The following is a 20630-nucleotide window of genomic DNA, read 5'->3' as shown; positions in this document are numbered from 1 at the left end:
TCAGCTCAGGAAGCTGCGCAGCGTGCCCAGCGGTGACCACCGCCGTCGGTGCTCCGGTCGGCGCTGAGCATAGGGCCACGGGACGTTGCGCTCGGGAACCGATTCCGCCCGGACGTGCTTGAGCTGTGCGCGCAGGTGCGCGCGCAGCTCCAGCAGTTCGGGATCGGCCCACCGATTCCGGGATTCGATCGGGTCGTCGGTGAGGTCGTAGAGCTCCCACTGATCGTCGAGCGGATCGCTGCGATAGGACGGTCCGCCCATCCCGTCAGCGGCGAGGTGCCGTACGCCGGGTTCGGTCCACGTACCGGGGTCGTCGAACGAGCGCACCAACTTCCAGAGGTGTCCGGCGCCGTGTGACACCGCGCTCTCCGGGACCCGCACGACCAGCCCTTCGAAGTTCGCGGCGGTGTGTGCAGGTATTCGGATCTTCAATGGCTGCGGCACATTCGCGGTGAGGCGCAGCATGCGAGCCAGACCTGACGCGCCGGTGTCGCCTTCGAGGACGTTGTCGCGAGTCATCAGATACACCGGTCGATCGTCGTCGGCCTGCGCGCCGTCGACGATCGGCATGAGGTCACGGCCGGGGAGCGGATGAACCTCGGTGAACGACTCCGAGAGCACGGCTGCGACCGCGCCGACGTCCACACCGGCCGCCGACAGCAAGGTGGGGACCAGGTCGACATGTGACGTCGGGGCAGCGACCGTGCGGCCCGTCGTCGCGCGGTCGCCGACGCGCGCGACGACGAACGGAACCCGGGTCGCCTCGTCGTAGAGGTTGAACCACTTCTGATGCAGTCCGCCGTGAGCCCCGAGCAGATCTCCGTGGTCGGCGGTGCGGACCAGAATGGTGTCGTGCGGACCCGCAGAACCCGCATTATCGGTGACCGCACGGCGAACGCGGTCGATCGGGCCGTCGACCTCGGCGTGCAGTCGGTAGTAGAGATCGCGGTACTGCTGGGCATTGCGGCGATAGGTGCGTTCGATGGACCAGGCGGGCCCGTACCCGGAGTAGTACGCCTCACGAAAGGCGATCTGTGCGGCGGGTTTGGTAGAGAGATCCTCCTCCGCGGTCGGCGCCGCAGGTACCGGTGGAGGAGCGAGAGGCGAGGGCCCCAAAGGATTTCGACGGGCCCATCCGGGAAACAGCACGATGTCGTGAGGGTTGACGAAGCTGGCCACCAGAAGGAACGGTCGCTGCGACGCGGGGTCGCCCGCACGGCGGGCGGCGTACCGGTGCTCAAGCCAGGCGACCACACGGTCGGCGATCAGCGGATCTCGTCGGATGCCTGCGTTCGACAGCTTGGCGCCGTGCGGCTCTGGACCCACCCACCCCGAGAAGCCGTAGGGGCCGAGGGGATCCGCGTCCAGGTAGCGCTGAACGGCGGCGGGGTCGACGACTCCGTTGTCGTCATTGGTGTCCAGGGATTGTCCGGTGCCGGAGTCGATGAGATCGGCATGGGAGATGTGCCACTTGCCGTCGTAGTGCGTGTCGTAGCCGGCCGCGCGAAACCAGTTGCCCAGCGTGGGTACCTCGCCACGCCGCAGCCACCGCAGCCGTGAATCGTCGTGGGCCTTGCCGAGCCCGTCGGTCTGTGTCACGCCGTGCAGATCGGGATACTGGCCGGTGAAGATCGTCGGACGACTGGGCACGCAGGCCAGTGATCCCGTGTAGTGCCGCTCGAAGCTCACCCCGTGCTCATCGAACCACCTTCTGCCGGTGAGTGTTTCGTCACGCCAGGCGCGCACGCGGTCGCATTCGTACGGCGGCATGGCACGTTCCTCGTCGGTCATCACGATGACGATGTCGGGCCGGGTGGATGTCATGATGTGCCTCCGAGGGCTCGGGCCAATGAACTCAGCAGTGTTTCCGAGCGGCGCGCCATCATCTCTGCGAAGACGCATTCGCCGACCGGCCGCAGGATGCCTGCTTTCATGGCGACCGTGCTGGTCAACGTCACCGTAGTCCCACGGCCGCCGTGCGGGCGCAGATCCCACCGGTTCGACACCGTGAAGCGCCGCGGCACGCCGTGAATGTCGTAGGCGAGGAGGTGAGGAGGGTCGAACACGGTGATCGTCTCGACGAAGGTGTCGCGACCGGATTGCACCCGTCGGGTCAGCCCGATCTCGCGGGGTTCGTCGTTGAGCAGACAGGAATGGTCTACACCGTCGGCCCATGCGCTCAGGGAGCCGAAATCGGCGAGGATCGCCCAGACAGCGGAAGGCTCCGCAGCCAACTCGCGTGATCGGCTGACGTCGGTCATGACCCCATCCAACTCGGTCGCGGGGAAGACCGCCAGATCATGATCAGTCCCGGATCTGGATGCCAGAGATGCCTGAGATGACGGTACGGGTGATGGACTCGGCCCGGTGCGGCGCGAAGGTGCGGCCTTCGGTGAGGACGGCGTAGACGATGCCGCCGACGATCGCGTCGGCGGCATCGCGAGCCGCCGCGTCATCGAATCCTGCTGCTGCCAAGCGGTTTCGCACGGTGTCGTGCAGTGGCGTGCTGAAGCCCGCTTGCAGCCGCGCCGCGGTATCGGGGTGCTCCATTCCCGCAATCGTCAGGATGCGCAGCATCGCGTTGCCCCGCGACGTCGTCAGTGCGGTGGCCAGGGTGATGGCCCAGGCGCACACATCGGCGGTGACGTCGTCGGTGGAAGCGACGGGCCGCAGGATTCTGTCGGCATCTTCGAGGATGACGTCGGCGACCAGTGCGTGTCTGCTGGGCCACCAGCGGTAGATCGTTTGTTTCCCGACACCTGCTCGCGCGGCAACGGCCTCGATGGTGAGTTTGTCGAAACCGCGCTCCATCAGAAGCTTTCGGGTCGCGCCGACGATGGCCATCCGTGATCGCTCGCTGCGCCGCCGTGGCGCAGCGGTCTCGGTGGCCATCAGGGGTTCCCGTCCGGCTTTACACGCTGGGGCATCGCCCGTAGTGTGCCACAAGACGAGACGTTGCGTCTCGTTATGTCGCGGAGGTGGGGCTGGAGGTCTTTCGATGGCGGGAACGAAGCTGGTGATCGGCGCCAGCGGTTTCCTCGGCTCCCACGTTGTCAAGCAACTGGTCGCCGGCGGCGAAACCGACGTTCGCGTGCTCATCCGCGCTACGAGCTCGACGCGGGGAATCGACGGGCTGCCCGTGGATATTCGCTACGGCGACGTTTTCGACACCGACGCCGTGCGCGCCGCCATGACCGGATGCGACATCGTGTACTACTGCGTCGTCGACGCGCGCTCCTGGCTGCGGGACCCCGCGCCGATATGGCGGACCAACGTCGACGGCCTACGCAGCGTCCTCGATGTCGCTGCCGACGCCGACCTCTACCGATTCGTCTTCACCAGTTCCATCGGCACGATCGGTCGCGCCGACGGCGGCCTCGCCGACGAGACGACCCCGCACAACTGGCTCGACGCCGGAGGGGACTACGTTCGATCGAGGGTGGCCGCCGAACAACTCGTCATGCGCTACTGCACAGAGAAGGCGCTGCCCGGTGTGGCGATGTGCGTGGCGAACACCTACGGACCCGGCGATTTCCTGCCCACCCCGCACGGGGGCATGCTCGCCGCCGCGGTCCTCGGCAAGCTTCCGTTCTACATTGACGGATACGAGGCGGAGGTCGTCGGTATCGAGGACGCCGCTCGCGCCATGATTCTCGCCGGTGAACGTGGCCGGGTGGGCGAGCGGTACATCGTCTCCGAACGTTTCATGAGCACCCGCGAGATACATCGAATCGGCTGTGAGGCAGTCGGAGTCGCTCCGCCGAGGTACGCGATCCCCATCCGCGTGATGTCGGCCGCCGGCCACGTCAGCGCTGCCGTCGCGCGGATCAGGAACAAGGACACGATGCTGACGCCGTTGAACATCCGCCTCATGCACATCATGACGCCCCTGGACCACTCCAAGGCCGAACGCGAACTCGGCTGGCACCCCCAACCGACATCGGAGGCGATCGTGGCCGCCGCCCATTTCTTCAGCGCCCGGCGGTATCCCGCCGCGGAGGGAGTGCGATGACGATCGGATTGATGCCCGAGCAGCTCCAGTTGGCCGACGCCGTCGCACAGTTCGCCGCGCGGCATGCTCCGATCGACAAGACCCGCCAGTCGTTCGACGCAGCGGCCGCCGGTGAGTTACCCCATTGGTGGGACGACTTTGTGGCCAACGGTTTTCACGCAGTGCACCTCGACGAGGAGTTCGGGGGCCAGGGCGGCACTCTCGTCGACACCGCGTGCGTACTGGAGGCTGCGGCACTCGCCATGTTGCCCGGGCCGGTACTGCAGAGCGTGACGGCGAGCGCGATAGCCGGACTCGCCGACGACACGCCAGCGCGTGGGGAGATCCTCCGACGGCTGGCCGGTGGGGCACCGGCCACGGTTATCTTGCCTGAGGACAACAACTTCCGCGCAACGCCGACGGCGCAGGGCTGGTCGGTCACCGGCTCCTGCGGACCGACACTGGCCGCGTGCTCGGCGCAGCTGATTCTCGCTGCGGCCCATGCAGACGACGACACCGTGTGGCTGGTTCTGGATACCGCGCACAGTGGCCTCGCGCACAGGGGCCTCGGTGTCGAAGTCCGCAACGGCACCGACAAGACTGTTGACATCGGCGTCGTGCGCCTCGACGGTTACACCTGTCCCACCGACGCTGTGCTGCAGGGTATCGACGATGATCATGCGCGCAGCGTGACACTGGCACTGACGGCCACTGCTGCCGCGGGCACCGTCCGGTGGTGCGTACAGGCTGTCACCGAGCATCTGCGCACCCGCGAACAATTCGGTAAACCGATCGGCACCTTCCAGGCCCTGCAGCACCAGGCCGCCATGCTGCTGGTCAGCAGCGAACTCGCGGTCTCAGCGGCGTGGGACGCGGTGCGGTCCCTGTCGGAGGATCCGGCGCAGTATCGGATCGCCACGTCCGGTGCCGCGCTGATGGCCATCGCGCCCGCACCCGACCTGGTCCTCGACACCCTCACGATGTTCGGGGCGATCGGCTACACGTGGGAACACGACCTTCACCTCTACTGGCGCAAGGCGACAAGCCTGGCCGCATCGATCGGGCCCGCAGGACGTTTCGCCGAGCAGCTCGGCGACCTGACCCGGACCCGCAGCCGCGATGTCTCGGTGAAACTCGGTGATGTCGATGCGGATTTCCGCCGCGATGTGGCGGCTGTGCTCGATGAAGCGCTCACGCTGCGCAACGATCGGCCGGGTAGGCAGGGCGATTATCCGAACCTCGCCACTGGACCGCAGCGCACCCTGATCGCCGACGCCGGTCTGATCGCGCCGCACTGGCCAAGACCCTGGGGAGTCGCGGCGACCCAGCTACAACAGCTGATCATCGACGAGGAGTTCGCGAAGCGACCCGAACTCGTCCGACCGTCGCTGGGGATTTCCGAGTGGATTCTGCCATCGCTCATCAGCTCGGCGCCCGAACACCTTCAGGAGCGGTTCATTCCGGCGACGCAACGCGGTGAACTCGGTTGGTGTCAATTGTTCAGCGAGCCGGGCGCTGGTTCCGACCTCGCCTCCCTTGCGACACGCGCCACGAAGGTGGACGGCGGCTGGCGGATCAACGGTCACAAGATCTGGACATCGTCGGCACACACCGCGGACTACGGCGCACTGTTGGCCCGCACCGATCCGGACGCCGCCAAGCACCGCGGCATCGGGTACTTCATCGTGGACATGCGGTCCGAAGGAATCGAACTGCAGCCGATCCGCCAAGCCACCGGCGAAGCCCACTTCAACGAGGTGTTCCTGTCCGATGTCTTCGTCCCCGACGAGCTACTGCTCGGCGGTCCGACCGACGGCTGGAATCTCGCGATCGCGACGATGGCCCAAGAGCGGGTCGCGATCAGCGGCTACGTCAACTTCGACCGGGCGAGCATTCTGCGCAGGCTCGCCGAGGAGGATCGGCCCGACAGGGCCAGGGTGCTGGCAGCTCTCGGTGAGGCCGACGCCTACGCCAACGCGATCAAAGTGCTGGCCGTGCGCGAGGTCATGCGGCTCCTCGACGGGCAGGCGGCCGGCCCCGCATCGAGCATCGCGAAGGTGGCGATGAACGTGATGCTGCGTCGCACCTTCAAAGCCACGTTGGAGCTCGCCGCGCCGTCCGCACTCGTCGAGGACTCCGACCCGCCGATCGTCGAGCCATATTTCCACCTGCCCGCCGAACTGATCGGCGGCGGTACCAAAGAGATTCAGCTCAATATCATCGCCCAGATGATTCTCGGTTTGCCCCGCAAGTGACAGGAGCAGCACATGGGTTTGCGCGGTGAGGCCGCCATCGTCGGCTACGTGGAGCTGCCGCCGGAGCGGATGAATAAGGCAAGCATCGCGCCGTTCACGCTCGAGCAGTGGGCCGAACTCGGTTCCGCGGCGCTCGACGACGCCGGGCTCTCCGGCGAGCTGGTCGACGGCATCGTCACCTCACACCTCGCCGAGTCCGAGATCTTCGTACCCTCGACGGTCGCCGAATACCTTGGTGTGCGTGCCGGTTTCGCTGAACTCGTTGATCTCGGAGGTGCCAGCGCAGTCGGCATGGTGTGGCGCGCGGCCGCCGCGATCGAGCTCGGCATCTGCGACGTGGTGCTGTGTGCCATTCCGGCGCGCTACCTCACCCCGACGTCGGAAAAGAAGCCCAAACCACTCATCGACGCCGTCTACTTCGGCGCGTCGAGCAACCAATTCGGCTCTCCACAAGCTGAATTCGAGATCCCGTATGGGAACCTCGGCCAGAACGGACCGTACGGCCAGGTCGCTCAACGCTACGCCTCGGTCTACGGCTACGACGAGCGGGCGATGGCCAAGATTGTGGTGGATCAGCGTGTCAACGCCAACCACACCGAGGGGGCGATCTGGAAAGACAAGCCTCTCACCATCGAGGACGTGCTGGCCAGCCCGGTCATCGCCGACCCATTGCACATGTTGGAGATCGTGATGCCGTGCCTCGGGGGCGCGGCGGTCGTGGTTGCCGGCGCGGATGTCGCCGCCAAAGCCAAGAACAGGCCGGTGTGGATCAAGGGATTCGGCGAGCAGGTGCCCTACAAGACGCCCACCTACGCCGAGGATCTGTTGCACACGCCGATCGTGCGCGCAGCCGATACCGCTTTTTCGATGTCCGGCCTTACCCGCGACCAGATGGACATGGTGTCGATCTACGACTGCTACACGATCACGGTGCTGCTGAGCCTCGAAGACGCCGGCTTCTGTGAGAAGGGCAAAGGGATGGAGTTCGTCACCGAACACGATCTGACCTTTCGCGGCGACTTCCCGCTCAACACCGCCGGCGGGCAGTTGGGGTTCGGGCAGGCAGGTAATGCCGGTGGGATGCACCACGTCTGCGATGCGGCCAGGCAGATCATGGGGCGCGCAGGCGCCGCCCAGGTCGCCGATTGTCACCGGGCTTTCGTCTCGGGCAATGGTGGAATTTTGTCCGAGCAGACCACGCTCGTTCTGGAAGGAGACTGACCGTGACCGGTCTTGAGCGGCCGATGCCCGTGAAAACACCGACCACGGCGCCGTTTTGGGATGGGCTTGCCGAGCATCGGGTGGTCATCCAGTACTCGCCCTCCTCGCAGTCGTATGTGTTCTATCCCCGTGTTCGCGCGCCGCGGACGCTTGCGAATGACCTGGAGTGGCGGGAGATCTCGGGAATGGGGACCCTGTACTCGTTCACCGTGGCTCGGCGTCCCGTCGGGCCGCACTTCGCCGATGCGGTGCCGCAACTGCTCGCCATCGTCGAATGGGACGAGGGGCCGCGCTTCTCGACCGAACTCGTGAACGTCGAACCTGAGGCCGTCGCGATCGGGATGAGGGTCAAGCCGGTGTTCTTCGACTATCCCGACCACGACGTCACGATGCTGCGCTACGCGCCTGCTGACCGCTGAGGGGCGTCGCAACCGTGGTGACGCGCTGACCCGATGAGCCGAACGGAGAGTTCTGATGAGTCACCGAGAAGACTGCCAGGACATCAGGGATGTCCTCATCCGGTACGCCACGGGGATCGACCGTCGCGACTGGCCGCTGTTCCGCACGGTGTTCACCGATGACTGCGAGCTCGACTACGGCGAGATCGGCCACTGGCGTGGCGTCGACGCCGTTGTCGAGTTCATGGTCGCCGCGCACGAGATGGCTGGGCACACCTTGCACCGGATCACCAATCAGGCTGTCTCGGTCGACGGGGACGCTGCGACGGCGCAGGCGTATGTCGACGCGTTGATCATGTCGCAGGACAACACCTCTGGAGTCAGTGCTGCCGGGTTCTACGACGACGAGCTGGTTCGCACCGACACGGGCTGGCGGATCAGTCGCAGACGCTTTACGACCGTGATGGTGCGGACGGTGACCGCGGGCTGACTGATGCTCAGTCTTGACTGTCCGGCACCAGCTGTCGCAACGGCCACTCGTCGGCGGAACGCATAGGCGCGCATTTCCACCCGCAGCGCCGGCCTAACCTTTCGAGGGCGTGAAGATGCAGGTGGCCTTAGAGCGTCCCCTCAGGATCGTCTGGCCGTCGGCTGTCCAGCACGCTTGTTCGGGGGCGCTCGCCTGCGCGTGCGCCGTGCCCGAGCACAGGGTCCGGCCCGGAAACTGCTTGGCGTGGTCGGCGAGTCGCGCAGCCTCGTTGACCGCATCGCCGACGACGGTGTACTCGTAGCGGTTCTCTGCGCCGATATTGCCTGCGAACACCGGCCCCGCGGACACGCCGATGCCGAAGTCGACTGGCAGCCTTCGTAATGCGAGAGCAAGCGCCCGTGCTGTAGCCATCGCCGCCGAGTACGGGTCGGCGATCCGCAGTGGTGCACCGAAAACCGCCAGCGCGGCATCGCCCTGGAACTTGTTGACCAGGCCGTGCTTATCGTCGACTGCCGCGACGACGATCCGGAAGAAATCGTTGAGGATTTCGGCCACTTCGTGGGGTTCTCGCTCGACAGCCAACTGTGTCGAGCCCACCAGGTCTATGAACAGTACTGCCACTTCGCGCTCGTCACCGGTGGCTTCCTGTCGGGAGGTTTCGTCGACGGCCCGGCGGGCGACCTCCTCGCCGACGTGGCGTCCAAACAGATCCCGCACCCGGTCCCGTTCCCGCAAGCCGGCAACCATGCGGTTGAAACCGCTTTGCAGCCGGCCGATCTCGGACCATTCGTAGACCTCGATGGTGCGGTCGATCTTTCCCTTCTCGACATCGGCCATCGCGTCGACGACCTGGTTGACCGGATCGGAGATGGACATCGACACGAGGATCATCGCTCTCAAGCCCAGGACGACGGCCACCAATGCCAGGACGAGCAGCGCCAGTTCGATGGGCGACGAGCTGTCGAGCAGCCATTCCCGGTATCTCATCACCAAGAGCACCGCGATCGCGGATCCCGGCAGCGCCGTGCAGATCACCCACATGATCAGCAGTCGGGCCCGCACCCCGGGTGCGGGCGGTCGTTCGGCATCGGCAGGTACGGCAGCCAGCACGGGCCGCAGCGTCCGCAACGTGAACAGGAATCCCGTAGACACCGTCGCGATGGCGCCGAACAGCAGGGCTGTCGTCAGCACGATGAAGACCGTGGCTTCGGCGTGCAGATTCAGCGGAACAAGGACCGCCGCCGTGAGGAGCCACGGCGCAAGCGTGATGGCGGCTTGGCGTCGCGTGATCCGTGACGTCGTCCGGATTTCGGCAGGAGTGGGACGCCGGCCCGCGTTGAGCCAGCGCAACGACGGACGCAGTATCAGCACCGCGCCGAGAGTGACCGTCGTGATGCCGATCAGTCCGACCACCGACAGGGTGACGACGTTGCCGAGCGTGACGACGCCGCGGCCCGCCAGCGCGACGACGATTGCCACGACCTCGGCGACGGTCAGCAGGTAGGCAAACGTGAGGCCGGCAGCGTACTTGACAAGCAGGCGGCGTGGCCTCACCGGCCGAACGTATCAGGCGTGTCTCGGCCGCACCCTGGATCGCGACGGCGACCCGCCGCAGGGAACCGCTGTCGCTCAGTCGCTGGCGGGCAGCGGTTTGGCTTCTTTGAGTGCCAGGGGGGTTGTGCCGATGCTGATGGTGCCTTTGCCGGCTTTGGTGACGAGGACCTCGGCGCCGTCGTCGTCGACGTAGCGTTTGCCCATCAGGTTCCCGTCGGCCAGCGTGTCGTCCAGGGACAGGCTGGAATCGGGCTGGTCTCCGATGGGGATGGCGGGTGCCCCGCCGATCCGCAGGTCTTCGAGGCTCTCAGCGCTGCGCACGATGATCACCTGGGTGTCGCAGACTTGGCTTTGCAGGCGGGTGCCGTTCTTGATCATGCGGGCTCCTTCGACGTCACGTTGAGTTCGTTGACGAGTTCGCGGCGCAGCACCTTGCCGGTCGCGTTGGTGGGCAGCTCTTCGCGGAATACCACCCGGTCGGGGGTCCGGGACCCGCGCAGCTGGGATCGGACGTAGGAACGCAGGTCTTCGACGTCGGGTTCGGTGCTGGGCTGGGGGACGACGACGGCGACGATGATCTGGCCCCATTCGGGGTCGTCGGCGCCCACGACGGCGCAGTCACGCACGTGGGGGTGCTCGACGAGGACGTCCTCGATCTCGGCGGGGGCGATGTTCTCGCCGCCGCGGATGATGGTGTCGTCGGAGCGGCCGCCGATGAACAGGTAGCCCGCCTCGTCGAGGTGGGCGACGTCTTTGGTGGGAAACCAGCCGCGTTCGTCGAGCACCGAACCGATGTCGGTGTATTTGCCCGAGACCTGCTCGCCGCGCACGAACAGTTCACCGGTCTGGCCCGGCCCCAGGACGGTGCCGTCCTCGGCGCGGATTTCGATTTCGATGCCCGGGACGGGTTGTCCTACCGATCCGAGGCGTCGGATCGCGGACTCGTCGGTGGCCGCCAGCGCGGCGCGGTGGTCGTCGGGGGTGAGTACGGCGATCGTCGAGCTGGTCTCGGTGAGCCCGTAGGCGTTGACGAATCCGACCCCGGGTAGTAGTTCGAGTGCTTTACGCACCAGGGGGAGAGGAACTTTGGACCCGCCGTAGGCCAGGGTGCGCAGTGTCGGAAGGGTGGTGTTCTGCGATTCGAGGACGGTGACGATGCGGTCGAGCATGGTGGGCACCACCGTCGCCGAGGTGACGCCTTCGTCGGCCACCAGCTGCACCCACTTGTGTGCGTCGAAGTTGGTCAGGTACACCATCTTCCGGCCCGCGTAGAGATTCGACAGGGCGGCGCTGACCCCGGCGATGTGGTAGGGCGGGACACAGATCAATGCGGCGTCGTCGGGTTCGGCGGCGGCGAATTCGACGGTGCCCATGATGTAGCTGGTCAAGTTGCTGTGGGTGAGTTCGACGGCTTTGGGTTTGGATGTCGTCCCCGAGGTGAATAGCACCACCCCGACCCCATCGGGGTCGGCGAACTCGGCAGCAGGTTCGGCTGCGCGGGCCGTCTCGAGGAATTCGGTGGAGCCCATCGTCGGGTACCGGTCACCCACTGCGTCGCGGTAGTCGTCGTCGACGATCACCAGCGGCGCGGGCAGTCGGTCGAGCAGCGCGCGCAGACCCTCGGCAGAGAGTCGGTAGTTCAACGGGGTGACCGGTATCGCGGCGCGCGCCGCGGCGAACAGCAGCAGCGGCAGCATCGCACCACCCGTGCCGACGTAGGCGACATGCTGGGCCCCCGATGCGGCGATCACGCCGGCGCCACCGTCTGCCAGGGCGCTCAGTTCGGCTGTGGTGAGCCGCACGTCGTCGGCGACGAGCGCCGTCCGATCAGGACCGGCGTCGCACGCCATCTCCAGAAGCAGAGAGATGCTCATGACGTGCGCTCGTCGACGAAGATGTCCAGGATCGGGGCGTCGCCGCCGCCGTACGCGGACAGGTCGGTCACGCCGGCTTCGGCGAGGACCTGGGAGTCGATAAAGGTCTTTCCGTTCACGGTGTCCGGGGGCCGCGACAGGACCGCGACCGCGGCGTCGGCCATGATGTCGGGACTGCGTGACGCCTTCACCAGCGCATCCCCTTCGGCCAGGTTGGTGACCGCCGAGGTCGCGATGTAGGTCTCGGGCCACAGGCAGCTGAAACCGATCCCCGCGTCGGCGTACTCGGCGGCCCAGCCGAGCGACATCAGCGTCATCCCGTACTTGGACAACGTGTAGACGGGGTGGGCGCCGAGCCATTTGGGAGACAGATTCAGCGGCGGCGCGAGTGTGAGCACGTGTGCGGACCGTGATTTCTGCAGGTGCGGCAGCGCGGCCTTGGTCAGCAGGAAGGTGCCTCGAACGTTGATGTCCATCATCAGATCGAACTTCTTGGCCGACAGTTGATCGGTCGGCTCGGTGGCGATCGCGCTGGCGTTGTTCACGACCATGTCCACGCCGCCGTAGTGCGCCACGGCCGTATCGACCGCGCGTGCGACGTCTTCTTCCTTGCGGACGTCGCCGACCACCGCGACACCTTTGCCGCCGGCCGCCTCTACCTCAGCCACGGCGGTGTGCACGGTGCCGGGAAGCTTGGGGTGCGGCTCGGCCGTCTTGGCCAGAAGCACGACGTTGGCGCCGCGACGGGCGGCTCCCAGCGCAATGGCCAACCCGATCCCTCGGCTGCCTCCCGAGACCACGATGGTGCGGTCGGCGAACTGTGCGCTGCTCTCAGGCAAACGTCGGCCCTCCTCATCGGCGCTAGATAGTGCCGTTCTCATTTTAGGCGAATCCCATAATCGCTGTGTACCGGGGCTTCGACTCACATATTGGGGGTGTTGCACATGCTGCGGCGTGCAGCTTTCCCCCAGACGGTATTGGCATTCTCATTTTTTGCAAGTACGTTATCCAACGATGAGCGAGCAAGTCGTGCCTCGGGTCGAGACCCCTTCCGGTATCCCGCTGGACCCCGTGTACGGACCGGGCGAGCGGGCGGTCGAACCGCCACCGCCCGGCGTGTATCCGTTCACCCGCGGCAACTTCGCGTCCGGGTACCGCGGTAAGACGTGGACATTCCGCCAGTATTCGGGCTTCGGCACCGCTGAGGAATCGAACCGCCGTTACCGCTATCTGCTGGATCAGGGCGGTACGGGACTGTCGGTGGCCCTCGACCTGCCGACGCAGTGCGGCTACGACTCCGACGACGCCGAGTTCGGCGAGGAGGTCGGTCGTGTCGGCGTCGCGGTGGACACCCTCGCCGACGCGGAGATCCTGTTCGACGGCATTCCGCTGGACAAGATCAGCACGAGCTTCACGATCAACGGCACCGCGGCCATCCTGCTCGCCTTCTACGTCGCGGCGGCTGAAAAGAAGGGCGTCCCGCGGGAGAAGCTCACCGGCACCATCCAGAACGACATCCTCAAGGAGTACGCCTCCCGGGGGACGTGGATCTGGCCGCCGGAGCCGTCGTTGCGACTGATCGCCGACACCATCGAGTTCTGCGCCGCCGAGGTGCCGCGGTTCAACGCGATCTCGGTGGCGGGCGCCCACTTCCGCGATGCCGGTGCCAACGCCGTGCAGGAGATGGCGTTCACCCTCGCCGACGGCGTCACCTACTGCGACACCGTCGTCGAGCGCGGCCGCATGACGATCGACAAGTTCGCGCCGCAGATTTCGTTCTTCTTCTACACCCACGGCGACTTCTTCGAAGAGATCGCCAAGTACCGGGCCGGCCGCAGGCGCTGGGCGACGATCGTGCGGGAGCGTTACGGCGCCACCACCGACAAGGCGTCGATGTTCCGGTTCGGTTGTGTCGCAGGTGGGGCGTCGCTGTATGCGCCGCAGGCGCAGAACAATCTGGTGCGCGTCGCCTACGAAGCCCTGGCTGCCGTGCTGGGCGGCGTGCAGTCGATGTTCACTGCGGCGTGGGACGAGCCGTTCGCGTTGCCGTCGGAGGAGTCGGCGACGCTGGCGCTGCGCACCCAGCAGATCCTGGCCTATGAGACCGGCGTGACCAAGGTGGCCGATCCGCTCGGGGGCTCGTACTTCGTCGAGGCGCTCACCGATGCCACGGAGGAGAAGATCGTCGAGATCATGCACGATCTCGAGACTCACGGCGGCATGGTGCGCTGTATCGAGGACGGTTACCTGCAGGGCCTGATCGCCGACGAGGCGTTCAAAATCCATCAGCAGGTCGAGTCGGGGGAGCGGCCCGTCGTCGGTGTGAACAAGTTCGTCGTCGACGAACCACCGCCCGACCTCGCGACCTACGAGCTCGACGCGGAGGGGCGCGACAAGCAGCTCAGGCGTCTTGCCAAGGTCAAGGCCGAGCGTGACGACGTCGCGGTGAAGGAGGCGCTGACCGCGCTGGCCCGCGCCGCTGAGGGCGACGGCAACCTGATGCACAATCTGATCGACTGCGCGAATGCCTACTGCACCGTGGGCGAGATGGTGTCGACACTGAAGTCGGTGTGGGGCGAGTTCCAGCAGCCCGTCGTTTTCTAGAGAGGAGGTGTTCTGGCGATGGGTGTACGTGTGTTGGTGGCCAAGCCCGGGTTGGACGGCCACGACAGAGGAGCCAAGATCGTCGCGCGCACGCTGCGCGACGCGGGTTTCGAGGTGATCTACACCGGTATCCGGCAGCGTATCGAGGACATCGTCTCGATTGCCCTCCAGGAAGATGTTGCGCTGGTCGGACTTTCGATTCTCTCCGGCGCCCACGTTTCGCTGACAGCCCGGACGGTCGACGCGCTGCGGGCCGCCGACGCAGGTGACATCGCGGTGGTCGTGGGCGGGACCATCCCGCAGGGCGATGTGCAGAAGCTGCTGGACGCCGGTGCCGCCGCCGTGTTCCCGACGGGGACCTCGCTCGAGGACCTGGTGCGCGATGTGCGTGAGCTGACCAAAGAAGCCGCCCAGTGACTTTCAGCCCGCCGACGGTGCGCTCAGCGCGCGTTCACGGCGATATCCGCGATCTGGTCGCACTCTCGGCAAAGGAGAACTCAGCATGAGGCTCGGTGTGATGATCGGGGCTGAGCGCGGCGACATGGCACGCAAGGTGGCCAAGCTGGTGTCCGACATCGAATGGGCGGAATCGGCCGGTCTGGACACCGCGTGGATGCCCCAGGTGCCCAACGACTTCGACTGTCTGACGATGGTCGCGCTGATGGCCGCCCACACCTCGCGCATCGAACTCGGCACGGCTGTGGTCCCCCTGCAGGCGCAACACCCGATCGCGCTTGCCCGACAAGCGCTTTCCGTGCATGCGATCGCGGCGGGGCGACTGGCCCTCGGTGTCGGGCCGTCGCACCACTGGATCGTGCGCGACATGTTGGGCATGCCCTATGAGAAGCCCGCGGCGTACACCCGCGACTACCTCGAGGTGCTCAACGCCGCACTGGCCGGGCCCGGCGACGTCGACGTGGAGAACGACACCTTCACGGTGCACAACCCGACCGTTCTCGGTGCAGCGCAGCCACTTCCGGTTCTGGTCGCCGCGCTCGGCCCCGTGATGCTGCAGATAGCGGGTGAGCACGCCGACGGCACCGTGCTGTGGATGGCCGACGAGAAGGCCATCGGTGAGCACATCGCGCCGAAGATCACCAAGGCTGCGGCCGACGCGGGACGCCCGGCGCCGCGCATCGTGGCCGGCATCCCGGTTTGTCTGTGCGCCAACTCTGAGATCGAGGCCGCCAAGGAACGGGCCAACCGGATCTTGGCTGAGGCGGAGACCTCGCCGAACTATCAGCGGCTGCTGGACCGCGGCGACGCGCGCAACGTCGGCGACCTCTGCGCAGCGGGCGATGAGGACGCGATCCTGGCTCGCTTCAAACAATTTGCCGACGCCGGGGTCACGGACCTTTCGGTGCGTCTGTTGCCGATCGGGGAGACACGCGACGAGCTGGTGGCGTCGAAGTACCGGACCCGTGAGGTGATCGGAGAGCTCGCGAAGGCCGTCAAGTGACGTCTGTCGGCCCGCTCGCGGGAATCCGAATCCTCGAGGTCGGTGTCATGCTGGCGGGGCCGTACGCGACGATGATGCTCGCCGATCTCGGCGCCGAAGTGATCAAGGTCGAACCGCCGGGCGGCGAGATCTCCAGGCAGGTCAGCGACAGTTACTTCGCGAGTCTGAATCGGAACAAGCAGAGCGTGGTACTCGACCTCCGCTCGGCCGAAGGCCGGCAGCAGCTGGGTGAGCTCGTCGCGAATTCACATGCGCTGCTTGTCAATATGAAGCCGTCGGCGATCAAGCGGCTGGGATTGACCTACGAGGCGCTCAAAGAGTTCAACGAGGCCATCGTCTGCGTCGCGCTGACCGGCTTCGGGCTCGACGGCGGTGACGACCCGGCGTTCGACTACGTGATCCAGGCGGCGACGGGCGTGGCGGCCATGACGGGTGATCCGGCGGGTCCTCCGACGCTGCCGGGATATTCGTCGGTGGACAATTCGACGGGGCTCACCGCGGCGCTCGGACTGCTGGCCCAGATCGTCGCGGGCCGCGGCGGGCAGGTCGACGTGTCGATGCAGGATGTGATGCTCTCCCAGCTGAACTATCGCGCAGCGGCGTTCCTCAACGACGGACTCGAGCCGAAGCGCTATCCCTATGGCGCGCACTCGTTCTACGTGCCCGCGCAATTGTTCCTGACCGCCGACGGATACCTGGCGCTGTTCATCACCCACGACGCCTTCTGGGCGGCGTTCGCTGCCGAGGCCGGTATCGAGGGCTTCGCCACGCTGGCCGAGCGCGCGGCGCGTCGCGACGACGTGCTGAAGTTGGTCAGCGCGGTCTTGGCGACGGACACCGCCCTGAACTGGCAGGAACGGTTGCGGCCGTTGGGACTTCCGGTCGCCGCGGTGCGCACATTGCCGGAAGCTCTCCAGGCGACACCTGAGGCGTTGGTCACCGCAGGAGCTTTTCGGTTGGTGGGCAGTCCCATCAGGATTGCGGGCTATGAGCCCGAGTATCGGCCTGCGCCTGCGCTGGACGAGCACGCCGGCGCGGCGGCTCACTCGTCGTAGTTGACGGTCACGTTCGGGGTGTCGGGAACGGCCTGGCAGGTGAGCACGTATCCCTCGTCGACTTCGTCTTCGGTGAGCGCGTCGTTGACGCGCATCGTCGCCGTGCCCTCGGTGAGAAGCGCCATGCACGTGCCGCAGTTGCCTGCCTCGCAGGAGAACGGCGGTCCCATGCCGGCGCGGCGCGCGCTTTCCAGCAGGGTTTCACCCGGCCGCTGGCCGACCGATGCGGTCGAGCCGTCGAGGTGGATGGTGATGGTGCCCTGGGCTGCTGCCTCAGTCACTGCGGACCCCGTTCCCGGTGCCTGCGGGTCGGTCATGTGACCCTCTTTCGACATTGTCATTCTGATAATAGGAGAATACTATTCTCCTCGACAAACCGTAGTCCTCTCGCGGACATCATCCACTACTTCCGGAAGGGGCGCGCGCGACGTGAGTGAGCCGATGGCGCTCGCCTTCGAGGAACGGGAGTTCAGCCTCGCCGACCTCGACGCACTGGCCGGCGGTATGGCATCGGCGCTGAGTCGGCGTGGAGTCACGCGCGGTTCCCGCGTCGCGTTGATGTCGTCCAACCGCCCCGAATTCGTCGTCGCGCTGCGCGCCATCTGGCGACTCGGAGCGGCGGCCGTGCTTCTGAGCCCGGCGTGGAAGCGGGCCGAGGTCGACTACGCCCTGTCGCTGACGGCGCCCACGCATGCGGTGGGCGATCATCCCGTGCTCGCCGACACGATGCCCATGGTCTCGCTCGACGACGAGATCGTGCCCGGGTCCTGGCTGGCAGAGGCGCCGGCGCCCGAAGCCGACGCGGTGTTCGTGTTCAGCTCAGGAACGACGGGGTTGCCCAAAGCGGTGCGCCACACGCATGCCTCGCTGTCCGTGGCCATCCGGCACTGGCGTGAGGCGATCGGGTTGACGCAGGCAGACCGGATGCAGGTGATGACCCCGCCGTCGCACATCCTCGGTCTGCTCAACATCATCATGGCGCTCGACACCGGCGCGTGGATCCGGCTGCACCGCAGGTTCGACATCGATGCGATGCTGCGCCACATCGAATCCGACGGCATCACAATCGAGATGGCCGTCGCGCCCATTGCCCTGGCGCTGTCGGCGCATCCACACCTGGAAGACCACGACCTGTCGTCGCTGCGCTACATCATGTGGTGTGCCACCCCGGTCACACAGAGCGTGGCGGAGGCGGTTTCGGCACGCACAGGGGTCTCGTGGGTGACCGCCTACGGCGCGAGCGAGCTTCCGGTGATCTCCTGCAACGACCTTCAGGGCGCGCGGCTCGACACGGTCGGGCGTGCCGTCGCGGACGTGAACATCCGGACCGTCTCACTCGAGACCGGCGAGCCGCTGCCCGCGGGCGAGGAGGGCGAGATCCAGGTGCGCTCCGGCTCGGCGATGGCCGGCTACCTCCCCGAACACTGCACGGCGGAGGCATTTTGCGACGACTGGTATCGCACCGGCGACGTCGGGAGTCTCGATGCCGACGGCTGGTTGAGGATCACCGACCGCGCCAAGGAGATGATCAAGGTCCGCGGCTTCCAGGTCGCGCCCGCTGAGATCGAGGCCGTGCTTCACGGCCATTCCGCCGTCGAGGACTGCGCGGTGTTCGGTGTTCCCGTGGCCGACGGAGAGGCGATCGTCGCCGCAGTTGCGGTGAACCGCACCGTCGACACCGATGAGCTCGTCACCCTCGTGGGGGATCGGCTCGCTTCCTACAAACGTCCCAGTCAGGTGCTGGTCGTCGACGAAATCCCGCGGCTGCCCTCGGGCAAGGTGCTGCGGAGAGTGTTGCGGGAGCGCGCGATGAGCCCCGAGAGCGGAGGAGAACAGTGGACGTCCGTCTGACCCAGGAGCAGCGACAGCTGCGCGATGCCGCAGCGGAGGTGGCAGGTGACTTCGGGCCGGGGTCGGTGGCCGACCTCGACGACGCGACGCGTCGTGCGCGGCTGGAGAAGGCGGTGGACGCCACCGGGTTCCGGACCCTGCGCGCCGACGGGGCGTCGGCCGTGGAGGTCGCCATCGTCGCCGAGGAGTTCGGCAGGGGATTGGTCGACGTGCCCTACCTCGGGCCGGTGCTCATCGACGATCTCCAGAACCGGCTGGGACGAGCGGATTTGCCGCCCGAGAGTGCCCCGGAATCGGTCGACCTGACGGGAAGCCTTGCCGGAGTGGTGGAGTCACCGAGCGAGCTCACCGAGTTGTCCGACGAAGACGCCGGGCGCTGGTATGCCTTGGCACTCGCGGCGACCACGGCCGACATCGTCGGAGCGGCTCGGGGCACCCACGCGCTGGCCACCGAGTACGCCAAGGTACGTGAGCAGTACGGGTCGGCCATCGGCTCCTACCAGGCCGTCGCACATCTGCTCGCCGAGGGTCTGGCGTTGATCGAGGGGTCGATCAGCGTGGCGCGCCACGGCGCGTGGGCGGTCGACGAACTCCCGGTGCGTGAAGCGATCGAGGCGAACCGGGTGGCGAAGATCTATTGCGCACGCGCCGCAATGACAGTGTGCGAGACGTCGATTCAGGTGCACGGCGGTATCGGCAACACGTGGGAGTGCCTGGCTCACGTCTATCTTCGCCGGGTGTTGGCTGCCACCGAGACCTGGCCCGCCAAGTTGGAGGAGCTGACCATTGGACTTTCGTGATTCGCCGGACGAGGCCGCGTTCCGCGAACGGCTGAGCGGCTGGCTCAAGGAGCAGAAGGGCAAGTTCCCGACCTCTGGTGACGCCTACTGGGCCAAGGCGGGGGAGTGGCACCAGGCTCTGTTCGAGGCGGGCTTCTTCGGCACCTCGTGGCCGAAGGAGTACGGCGGACAGGATCTTCCCCCTGTCTACGATGTGATAGTCGACGAGGAGATCGCCAAGGCGGGCGCTCCCGCGCGGCCCAGCCTGGGATATCTCGTCGTCGGCCTGAGTCACCATGGCAGCGAGGAACTTCGGCAGCGTTTTCTGCCCGGCATGATCAACGGCACGGAACGGTGGTGTCAGGGCTTCTCAGAACCAGGTGCCGGATCGGATCTGGCCTCTCTGACCACCACCGCCGTCAGGGACGGTGACGAGTACGTCATCCACGGGCACAAGATCTGGACGAGCTACTCCGACGTGGCGGACTGGTGTCTGGTCCTCGCCCGCACGGACAAGGACGTTCCCAAGCACAAAGGCATCTCGGCGTTCATCGTCTCGATGCACCAGGACGGCATCGAGCAGCGTCCACTGAAGATGATCAGCGGCGTCACCAAGGAGTTCGGCCAGGTCGGTTTCGACGGTGCACGGGTGCCTGCCAAGAATATGGTCGGCGCTCCGGGAGAGGGCTGGAAGCTGGCGATGACAGTCGTCAGCCACGAACGCGAACCGTCGACGCTCGGATTCTCGGCCCGCTACGGAAAGACCGTGCGGCAGATGGCATCCGGGCTCGCCGACGCCCCCAACGAGGAACTGCTGTGGGCATGGGTGCAGACGGAGATGTTGCGCCTCCACGTGCGCAGGCGGTTGTCGGAACAACTCGACGGTCTCAATCACGGCCCGCAGGGATCGCTCGACAAGCTGCTGATGACGTGGGTCGAGCAGTCGGTCGGACATGCAGCGCTCAAGACCGTGGGCACCGGCGACGAGGAGCTCTTTGGGGCCTACATGTACAGCCGCGCACAAAGTGTCATGGGCGGCACGTCACAGATTCAGAAGAACATCATCGCGCAACGCATCCTCGGACTGGGGGTCTAGAAC

At 66.4% G+C, this 20630-nt stretch carries 20 protein-coding genes; 12 read left to right on the top strand and 8 right to left on the bottom strand.

Annotated features, from left to right (window positions below; all coding sequences use genetic code 11):
• The 3 genes from AWC12_RS25435 to AWC12_RS25425 are packed head-to-tail and all read right to left on the bottom strand — an operon-like array spanning position 1 to position 2892.
• Positions 1-1824 (bottom strand): sulfatase-like hydrolase/transferase, encoded by a 1824-nt coding sequence (locus tag AWC12_RS25435; RefSeq protein WP_085177862.1) that lies wholly within the window; start codon positions 1822-1824, stop codon positions 1-3.
• A complete protein-coding gene (locus AWC12_RS25430) occupies positions 1821-2261 on the bottom strand; it encodes an SRPBCC family protein (protein WP_085177861.1) in 441 nt (146 codons plus the stop codon). Before AWC12_RS25430 ends, AWC12_RS25435 begins: the two co-directional genes overlap by 4 nt.
• A 43-nt stretch (positions 2262-2304) precedes the next feature.
• Entirely contained in the window at positions 2305-2892 is a 588-nt protein-coding gene (locus AWC12_RS25425; RefSeq protein ID WP_085177860.1) for a TetR/AcrR family transcriptional regulator, read from the bottom strand.
• A 106-nt stretch (positions 2893-2998) separates the two neighbouring features.
• Here AWC12_RS25425 and AWC12_RS25420 point away from each other — a divergent pair, with 106 nt between their 5' ends.
• Genes AWC12_RS25420 through AWC12_RS25400 form a run of 5 tightly spaced genes read left to right on the top strand, consistent with a single transcriptional unit; the run spans position 2999 to position 8355 of the window.
• Positions 2999-4012 (top strand): NAD-dependent epimerase/dehydratase family protein, encoded by a 1014-nt coding sequence (locus tag AWC12_RS25420; RefSeq protein WP_085177859.1) that lies wholly within the window; start codon positions 2999-3001, stop codon positions 4010-4012.
• Positions 4009-6246, top strand: a complete 2238-nt coding sequence (locus AWC12_RS25415; protein ID WP_085177858.1) for an acyl-CoA dehydrogenase family protein — start codon at positions 4009-4011, stop codon at positions 6244-6246. Before AWC12_RS25420 ends, AWC12_RS25415 begins: the two co-directional genes overlap by 4 nt.
• A 12-nt stretch (positions 6247-6258) precedes the next feature.
• On the top strand, positions 6259-7467 hold the full coding sequence (locus AWC12_RS25410) for a thiolase family protein (protein ID WP_085177857.1): 1209 nt from the start codon (positions 6259-6261) through the stop codon (positions 7465-7467).
• A gap of 2 nt (positions 7468-7469) precedes the next feature.
• A complete protein-coding gene (locus AWC12_RS25405; protein ID WP_085177855.1) occupies positions 7470-7886 on the top strand; it encodes a Zn-ribbon domain-containing OB-fold protein in 417 nt (138 codons plus the stop codon).
• Positions 7887-7941: 55 nt separating this feature from the next.
• Positions 7942-8355: a nuclear transport factor 2 family protein gene (locus tag AWC12_RS25400; protein WP_085177853.1), complete on the top strand. Its 414-nt coding sequence runs from the start codon at positions 7942-7944 to the stop codon at positions 8353-8355.
• Positions 8356-8448: 93 nt separating this feature from the next.
• Here AWC12_RS25400 and AWC12_RS25395 read toward each other — a convergent pair whose 3' ends face one another.
• The 4 genes from AWC12_RS25395 to AWC12_RS25380 all read right to left on the bottom strand — a co-directional run bounded on the left by AWC12_RS25395 (position 8449) and on the right by AWC12_RS25380 (position 12664).
• A complete protein-coding gene (locus tag AWC12_RS25395) occupies positions 8449-9909 on the bottom strand; it encodes an adenylate/guanylate cyclase domain-containing protein (protein WP_085177851.1) in 1461 nt (486 codons plus the stop codon).
• Between the two features lie 75 nt (positions 9910-9984).
• Complete coding sequence (locus tag AWC12_RS25390; RefSeq protein WP_085177849.1) at positions 9985-10287, bottom strand: hypothetical protein; 303 nt, start codon at positions 10285-10287, stop codon at positions 9985-9987.
• A complete protein-coding gene (locus tag AWC12_RS25385; protein WP_085177847.1) occupies positions 10284-11783 on the bottom strand; it encodes a class I adenylate-forming enzyme family protein in 1500 nt (499 codons plus the stop codon). The genes AWC12_RS25390 and AWC12_RS25385 overlap by 4 nt, the downstream gene beginning before the upstream one ends.
• Positions 11780-12664, bottom strand: a complete 885-nt coding sequence (locus AWC12_RS25380) for an SDR family oxidoreductase (RefSeq protein WP_085177845.1) — start codon at positions 12662-12664, stop codon at positions 11780-11782. The genes AWC12_RS25385 and AWC12_RS25380 overlap by 4 nt, the downstream gene beginning before the upstream one ends.
• Positions 12665-12797: 133 nt before the next feature.
• Between AWC12_RS25380 and AWC12_RS25375 the strand changes: the two genes are divergently transcribed.
• The 4 genes from AWC12_RS25375 (at position 12798) to AWC12_RS25360 (ending at position 16901) form a co-directional block, all read left to right on the top strand.
• Entirely contained in the window at positions 12798-14387 is a 1590-nt protein-coding gene (locus AWC12_RS25375; protein ID WP_085177843.1) for a methylmalonyl-CoA mutase family protein, read from the top strand.
• 18 nt (positions 14388-14405) lie between these two features.
• A complete protein-coding gene (locus AWC12_RS25370) occupies positions 14406-14804 on the top strand; it encodes a cobalamin B12-binding domain-containing protein (protein WP_024448219.1) in 399 nt (132 codons plus the stop codon).
• An 85-nt stretch (positions 14805-14889) separates the two neighbouring features.
• Positions 14890-15846 carry an LLM class F420-dependent oxidoreductase gene (locus AWC12_RS25365; RefSeq protein ID WP_085177841.1) on the top strand — a complete coding sequence of 319 codons (957 nt, stop codon included), beginning with the start codon at positions 14890-14892 and terminating at the stop codon, positions 15844-15846.
• Positions 15843-16901, top strand: a complete 1059-nt coding sequence (locus AWC12_RS25360) for a CaiB/BaiF CoA transferase family protein (protein ID WP_085177839.1) — start codon at positions 15843-15845, stop codon at positions 16899-16901. Before AWC12_RS25365 ends, AWC12_RS25360 begins: the two co-directional genes overlap by 4 nt.
• On the opposite strand, the gene AWC12_RS25355 is transcribed toward AWC12_RS25360, so the two are convergent.
• Positions 16889-17218, bottom strand: coding sequence for a 2Fe-2S iron-sulfur cluster-binding protein (locus AWC12_RS25355; RefSeq protein ID WP_085177837.1), 330 nt, complete (start codon positions 17216-17218; stop codon positions 16889-16891). The genes AWC12_RS25360 and AWC12_RS25355 overlap by 13 nt on opposite strands.
• Before the next feature lie 112 nt (positions 17219-17330).
• Between AWC12_RS25355 and AWC12_RS25350 the strand changes: the two genes are divergently transcribed.
• From AWC12_RS25350 to AWC12_RS25340, 3 genes are read left to right on the top strand one after another with little or no spacing between them, the layout of a single operon-like run.
• Positions 17331-18752: a class I adenylate-forming enzyme family protein gene (locus AWC12_RS25350; RefSeq protein WP_085177835.1), complete on the top strand. Its 1422-nt coding sequence runs from the start codon at positions 17331-17333 to the stop codon at positions 18750-18752.
• Positions 18737-19552, top strand: coding sequence for an acyl-CoA dehydrogenase family protein (locus AWC12_RS25345; protein ID WP_085177833.1), 816 nt, complete (start codon positions 18737-18739; stop codon positions 19550-19552). Before AWC12_RS25350 ends, AWC12_RS25345 begins: the two co-directional genes overlap by 16 nt.
• Positions 19539-20627 (top strand): acyl-CoA dehydrogenase family protein, encoded by a 1089-nt coding sequence (locus tag AWC12_RS25340; protein ID WP_085177832.1) that lies wholly within the window; start codon positions 19539-19541, stop codon positions 20625-20627. The genes AWC12_RS25345 and AWC12_RS25340 overlap by 14 nt, the downstream gene beginning before the upstream one ends.
• Positions 20628-20630: the final 3 nt, after the last annotated feature.

The sequence above is a fragment of the Mycolicibacterium iranicum genome (genome assembly GCF_002101705.1).
GTDB lineage: Bacteria > Actinomycetota > Actinomycetes > Mycobacteriales > Mycobacteriaceae > Mycobacterium > Mycobacterium iranicum.
Note: the sequence above shows the minus strand (reverse complement) of the source record. Positions and strands in the feature narration are given on the sequence as shown.

What these genes read in the sequence shown, in the direction of transcription:
- AWC12_RS25435 (WP_085177862.1), bottom strand. Translation starts at nt 1,824, where the DNA reads ATGACATCCACCCGGCCCGACATCGTCATCGTGATGACCGACGAGGAA.
- AWC12_RS25430 (WP_085177861.1), bottom strand. Translation starts at nt 2,261, where the DNA reads ATGACCGACGTCAGCCGATCACGCGAGTTGGCTGCGGAGCCTTCCGCT.
- AWC12_RS25425 (WP_085177860.1), bottom strand. Translation starts at nt 2,892, where the DNA reads ATGGCCACCGAGACCGCTGCGCCACGGCGGCGCAGCGAGCGATCACGG.
- AWC12_RS25420 (WP_085177859.1), top strand. Translation starts at nt 2,999, where the DNA reads ATGGCGGGAACGAAGCTGGTGATCGGCGCCAGCGGTTTCCTCGGCTCC.
- AWC12_RS25415 (WP_085177858.1), top strand. Translation starts at nt 4,009, where the DNA reads ATGACGATCGGATTGATGCCCGAGCAGCTCCAGTTGGCCGACGCCGTC.
- AWC12_RS25410 (WP_085177857.1), top strand. Translation starts at nt 6,259, where the DNA reads ATGGGTTTGCGCGGTGAGGCCGCCATCGTCGGCTACGTGGAGCTGCCG.
- AWC12_RS25400 (WP_085177853.1), top strand. Translation starts at nt 7,942, where the DNA reads ATGAGTCACCGAGAAGACTGCCAGGACATCAGGGATGTCCTCATCCGG.
- AWC12_RS25390 (WP_085177849.1), bottom strand. Translation starts at nt 10,287, where the DNA reads ATGATCAAGAACGGCACCCGCCTGCAAAGCCAAGTCTGCGACACCCAG.
- AWC12_RS25385 (WP_085177847.1), bottom strand. Translation starts at nt 11,783, where the DNA reads ATGAGCATCTCTCTGCTTCTGGAGATGGCGTGCGACGCCGGTCCTGAT.
- AWC12_RS25380 (WP_085177845.1), bottom strand. Translation starts at nt 12,664, where the DNA reads ATGAGAACGGCACTATCTAGCGCCGATGAGGAGGGCCGACGTTTGCCT.
- AWC12_RS25375 (WP_085177843.1), top strand. Translation starts at nt 12,798, where the DNA reads ATGAGCGAGCAAGTCGTGCCTCGGGTCGAGACCCCTTCCGGTATCCCG.
- AWC12_RS25370 (WP_024448219.1), top strand. Translation starts at nt 14,406, where the DNA reads ATGGGTGTACGTGTGTTGGTGGCCAAGCCCGGGTTGGACGGCCACGAC.
- AWC12_RS25365 (WP_085177841.1), top strand. Translation starts at nt 14,890, where the DNA reads ATGAGGCTCGGTGTGATGATCGGGGCTGAGCGCGGCGACATGGCACGC.
- AWC12_RS25355 (WP_085177837.1), bottom strand. Translation starts at nt 17,218, where the DNA reads ATGACCGACCCGCAGGCACCGGGAACGGGGTCCGCAGTGACTGAGGCA.